The sequence below is a fragment of the Kinneretia sp. DJ1R-11 genome (assembly GCF_025717595.1).
Taxonomy (GTDB): domain Bacteria; phylum Pseudomonadota; class Gammaproteobacteria; order Burkholderiales; family Burkholderiaceae_C; genus Paucibacter_A.
The window spans coordinates 1-5,814 of record NZ_JAJIRR010000026.1 but is presented as its reverse complement, the minus strand read 5'-3'; the positions used below and the strand labels follow the sequence as shown (position 1 = coordinate 5,814).

Below are 5,814 nucleotides of genomic sequence, written 5' to 3'. Positions count from 1 at the left end.
TTGCTTAAATATTAGCCTGACGATGACCTACTTTCACACGGGAACCCGCACTATCATCGGCGCTGAGGCATTTCACTGTCCTGTTCGGGATGGGAAGGAGTGGGACCGCCTCGCTATGGTCATCAGGCTTAACTGGTTGGCCGGCTGAAGTATCTTTAAAGACACTCAACAGGCCCAATTTGTAGAGCTGCGCAGTATACCCGAGTATCTCGGGTATTGCACTTCGAATCAGCTTTGATTTTGATTGCGTTCACACGTTCAATTGAATGAACTGACTTCTGAAGAACAGCATAACTTGCATTGACTACTCAATAGTCCTTGTCCGGTTCAGTGATCGACTCGCGTCGCTCACGAACTGTCAAAGTTATAGGGTCAAGCCTCACGGGCAATTAGTACTGGTTAGCTTAACGCATTACTGCGCTTCCACACCCAGCCTATCAACGTCCTGGTCTCGAACGACCCTTCAGGGGGCTCTAGGCCCCGGCAAGACTCATCTTGAGACGAGTTTCCCGCTTAGATGCTTTCAGCGGTTATCTCTTCCGCACTTAGCTACTCGGCGATGCCACTGGCGTGACAACCGATACACCAGAGGTGCGTCCACTCCGGTCCTCTCGTACTAGGAGCAGGCTCTCTCAATCTTGCAGCGCCCACGGAAGATAGGGACCAAACTGTCTCACGACGTTTTAAACCCAGCTCACGTACCTCTTTAAATGGCGAACAGCCATACCCTTGGGACCGGCTACAGCCCCAGGATGAGATGAGCCGACATCGAGGTGCCAAACACCGCCGTCGATATGAACTCTTGGGCGGTATCAGCCTGTTATCCCCAGAGTACCTTTTATCCGTTGAGCGATGGCCCTTCCATACAGAACCACCGGATCACTTTGTCCTACTTTCGTACCTGCTCGACTTGTCAGTCTCGCAGTCAAGCACGCTTATGCCAATGCACTATCAACACGATTTCCGACCGTATTTAGCGTACCTTCGAACTCCTCCGTTACACTTTGGGAGGAGACCGCCCCAGTCAAACTGCCCACCATACACTGTCCCCAATCCCGATAAGGGACCAAGGTTAGAACCTCAAACACACCAGGGTGGTATTTCAACGTTGGCTCCATGAGAACTAGCGTCCTCACTTCAAAGCCTCCCACCTATCCTACACAGATCTGTTCAAAGTCCAATGTAAAGCTACAGTAAAGGTTCATGGGGTCTTTCCGTCTTTCCGCGGGGAGATTGCATCATCACAAACATTTCAACTTCGCTGAGTCTCTGGAGGAGACAGTGTGGCCATCATTACTCCATTCGTGCAGGTCGGAACTTACCCGACAAGGAATTTCGCTACCTTAGGACCGTTATAGTTACGGCCGCCGTTTACTGGGACTTCAGTCAAGAGCTTGCACCCCATCATTTAATCTTCCAGCACCGGGCAGGAGTCACACCCTATACGTCGACTTTCGTCTTTGCAGAGTGCTGTGTTTTTAATAAACAGTTGCAGCCACCGATTCTCTGCGGCCCCATTCTGCTCACCAAGTCAATGGATCACATACTAGAGGCACACCTTCTTCCGAAGTTACGGTGTCAATTTGCCGAGTTCCTTCTCCAGAGTTCTCTCAAGCGCCTTAGAATACTCATCTCGCGCACCAGTGTCGGTTTGCGGTACGGTCGTCAATAGCTGAAGCTTAGTGGCTTTTCCTGGAAGCAGGGTATCACTCACTTCGTCTGCAAGCAGACTCGTTATCACGCCTCATCTAATTCCCCCGGATTTGCCTAAGGGATACGACTACACGCTTGAACCAACTATTCCAACAGTTGGCTGAGCTAACCTTCTCCGTCCCCACATCGCACTATTGATCGGTACAGGAATATTTACCTGTTTCCCATCAGCTACGCATCTCTGCCTCGCCTTAGGGGCCGACTCACCCTACGCCGATGAACGTTGCGTAGGAAACCTTGCGCTTTCGGCGAGGGGGCTTTTCACCCCCTTTAACGCTACTCATGTCAGCATTCGCACTTCTGATACCTCCAGCAGGCTTCACAACCCACCTTCACAGGCTTACAGAACGCTCTCCTACCACGTGCAATAAATTGCACATCCGCAGCTTCGGTAACTGGCTTAGCCCCGTTACATCTTCCGCGCAGGACGACTCGATCAGTGAGCTATTACGCTTTCTTTAAATGATGGCTGCTTCTAAGCCAACATCCTGACTGTTTTAGCCTTCCCACTTCGTTTCCCACTTAGCCAATTTTGGGGACCTTAGCTGGCGGTCTGGGTTGTTTCCCTCTTGAGTCCGGACGTTAGCACCCGGTGCTCTGTCTCCCAAGCTGTACTCATCGGTATTCGGAGTTTGCAATGGTTTGGTAAGTCGCCATGACCCCCTAGCCATAACAGTGCTCTACCCCCGATGGTAATACTTGAGGCACTACCTAAATAGTTTTCGGAGAGAACCAGCTATTTCCAAGTTTGTTTAGCCTTTCACCCCTATCCACAGCTCATCCGCTAATTTTGCAACATTAGTCGGTTCGGACCTCCAGCACCTGTTACGGTACCTTCATCCTGGCCATGGATAGATCACTTGGTTTCGGGTCTACACCCAGCGACTAATTCGCCCTATTCGGACTCGATTTCTCTACGGCTTCCCTATTCGGTTAACCTCGCCACTGAATGTAAGTCGCTGACCCATTATACAAAAGGTACGCAGTCACCCTTGCGGGCTCCTACTTTTTGTATGCATACGGTTTCAGGATCTATTTCACTCCCCTCCCGGGGTTCTTTTCGCCTTTCCCTCACGGTACTAGTTCACTATCGGTCGATTACGAGTATTTAGCCTTGGAGGATGGTCCCCCCATATTCAGACAGGATTTCTCGTGTCCCGCCCTACTTGTCTTACGCTTAGTTCCACACCGCAGCATTTCTCATACGGGGCTATCACCCGCTATGGCCGGACTTTCCATTCCGTTCTGATATACACGATGCTAAAACGTAAAGGCTACTCCAATTTCGCTCGCCGCTACTTTCGGAATCTCGGTTGATGTCTTTTCCTCGAGCTACTGAGATGTTTCAGTTCACCCGGTTCGCCACAATGACCTATGTATTCAGTCAGAGTTACCCCTCGCGGGGTGGGTTTCCCCATTCAGAAATCTCCGGATCAAAGCTAATTTGCCAGCTCCCCGAAGCTTATCGCAGGCTATCACGTCTTTCGTCGCCTGTAATCGCCTAGGCATCCACCATATGCACTTAGTCACTTGACCCTATAACTTTGACAGCGCTGACAGCACTGTCGGTCAAGAACTCGTACAGACCCCATTCATGAGTCCATACGTTTATTGAGTATTTACGCGTTACGCCGTTCTTCATACCCTAAACAATTTCTTGCTCAGTTGAAGTCTTGTGTTTGACGCAATCAAAATGTTGTCGACGGCACGGTGCTCAACTCCCTTTACAAAGAAGATTGAACTTTCCGTCGACAACGCTGATTCGACTCTACAAATTGTTAAAGAACAACAGCCAATAAAGGCTGGCAAACCACAACATCCTTCCTGGACGCTTTGGTTTGCCAACTCTTGAATGAATAGTTTTGGTGGAGGATAACGGGTTCGAACCGTTGACCCCCTGCTTGCAAAGCAGGTGCTCTCCCAACTGAGCTAATCCCCCGCAAACCTCGCCATACGTCGTTACTCAATACCTTACATAGCGTTGCTATGCTGCGGTATCTCGCGCCTAGTCTGACGAGCTTTGTATGCGTGGTGGGTCTGGCTGGATTCGAACCAGCGACCCCCGCCTTATCAAGACGGTGCTCTAACCAACTGAGCTACAGACCCACGCGTTCATCACTCGTGGCCTGCGGATCTGAGGCTTACCTGCTTTTCCAGCTATGAGGCTAGCTCCACAGGCTCACTTCTTCTATTCATTCACTGTTGTGATACAGCCGATAAGTGTGGGCGCTTCAATCTGAGTGCATGTGGATCTCGCTCATGATCTGCTGCATGCAACAAACCACTGCTCGACCATTTTCTAGAAAGGAGGTGATCCAGCCGCACCTTCCGATACGGCTACCTTGTTACGACTTCACCCCAGTCACGAACCCTGCCGTGGTAATCGCCCCCCTTGCGGTTAGGCTAACTACTTCTGGCAGAACCCGCTCCCATGGTGTGACGGGCGGTGTGTACAAGACCCGGGAACGTATTCACCGCGGCAAGCTGATCCGCGATTACTAGCGATTCCGACTTCACGCAGTCGAGTTGCAGACTACGATCCGGACTACGACCGGTTTTCTGGGATTAGCTCCCCCTCGCGGGTTGGCAGCCCTCTGTACCGGCCATTGTATGACGTGTGTAGCCCTACCCATAAGGGCCATGATGACCTGACGTCATCCCCACCTTCCTCCGGTTTGTCACCGGCAGTCTCATTAGAGTGCCCTTTCGTAGCAACTAATGACAAGGGTTGCGCTCGTTGCGGGACTTAACCCAACATCTCACGACACGAGCTGACGACGGCCATGCAGCACCTGTGTCTAGGTTCTCTTTCGAGCACTCCCAAATCTCTTCAGGATTCCTAGCATGTCAAGGGTAGGTAAGGTTTTTCGCGTTGCATCGAATTAAACCACATCATCCACCGCTTGTGCGGGTCCCCGTCAATTCCTTTGAGTTTCAACCTTGCGGCCGTACTCCCCAGGCGGTCAACTTCACGCGTTAGCTACGTTACTGAGAAGAAACCCTCCCAACAACCAGTTGACATCGTTTAGGGCGTGGACTACCAGGGTATCTAATCCTGTTTGCTCCCCACGCTTTCGTGCATGAGCGTCAGTACAGGTCCAGGGGATTGCCTTCGCCATCGGTGTTCCTCCGCATATCTACGCATTTCACTGCTACACGCGGAATTCCATCCCCCTCTACCGTACTCTAGCCATGCAGTCACAAATGCAGTTCCCAGGTTGAGCCCGGGGATTTCACATCTGTCTTGCATAACCGCCTGCGCACGCTTTACGCCCAGTAATTCCGATTAACGCTTGCACCCTACGTATTACCGCGGCTGCTGGCACGTAGTTAGCCGGTGCTTATTCTTCAGGTACCGTCATTAGCCCACTGTATTAGAGCGAGCCGTTTCTTCCCTGACAAAAGCGGTTTACAACCCGAAGGCCTTCTTCCCGCACGCGGCATGGCTGGATCAGACTTGCGTCCATTGTCCAAAATTCCCCACTGCTGCCTCCCGTAGGAGTCTGGGCCGTGTCTCAGTCCCAGTGTGGCTGGTCGTCCTCTCAGACCAGCTACAGATCGTTGCCTTGGTGGGCTTTTACCCCACCAACTAGCTAATCTGATATCGGCCGCTCCAATTGCGCGAGGTCTTGCGATCCCCCGCTTTCACCCTCAGGTCTCATGCGGTATTAGCCACTCTTTCGAGTAGTTATCCCCCACAACTGGGCACGTTCCGATATATTACTCACCCGTTCGCCACTCGTCAGCTTAACCTGTTACCGTTCGACTTGCATGTGTAAGGCATGCCGCCAGCGTTCAATCTGAGCCAGGATCAAACTCTACAGTTCGATCTTGATTTACTCAACGGAATCGACTTAAACCTCAAACTCACTTTTACATGAGCCTGCATAGTTCAAATCTATTTTCCGTGAGCGTTTAAAGTCTAAGAGACTTGAATGCAGTCGCCTGCATTCAGCACTCATCTTCAAACGCCCACGCTTATCGGCTGTTAATTTTTAAAGAACCAAGAGAACCGAAGCTCATCTTGCACAAGCCAGACTTTCATCCGATCTTGCCGCCATCAACTTGCGTCAACAGCACAGAAGCGAGATTATGACTGAT

2 tRNA genes and 3 rRNA genes are annotated in these 5,814 nt (G+C 51.2%); all 5 read right to left on the bottom strand.

Annotated elements, in window-relative coordinates:
• Window positions 1-14 precede the first annotated feature (14 nt).
• Window positions 15-127 (bottom strand): 5S ribosomal RNA (gene rrf, locus LNV23_RS23620).
• A gap of 241 nt (window positions 128-368) precedes the next feature.
• Window positions 369-3,249: ribosomal RNA gene (locus tag LNV23_RS23615) — 23S ribosomal RNA — on the bottom strand.
• Between the two features lie 327 nt (window positions 3,250-3,576).
• Window positions 3,577-3,652: transfer RNA gene (locus LNV23_RS23610), tRNA-Ala, on the bottom strand.
• A gap of 90 nt (window positions 3,653-3,742) precedes the next feature.
• Window positions 3,743-3,819 (bottom strand) — tRNA-Ile (locus tag LNV23_RS23605).
• Between the two features lie 197 nt (window positions 3,820-4,016).
• Window positions 4,017-5,540: ribosomal RNA gene (locus tag LNV23_RS23600) — 16S ribosomal RNA — on the bottom strand.
• The 16S, 23S and 5S rRNA genes sit together here with 2 tRNA genes alongside, the layout of an rRNA operon.
• Window positions 5,541-5,814: the final 274 nt, after the last annotated feature.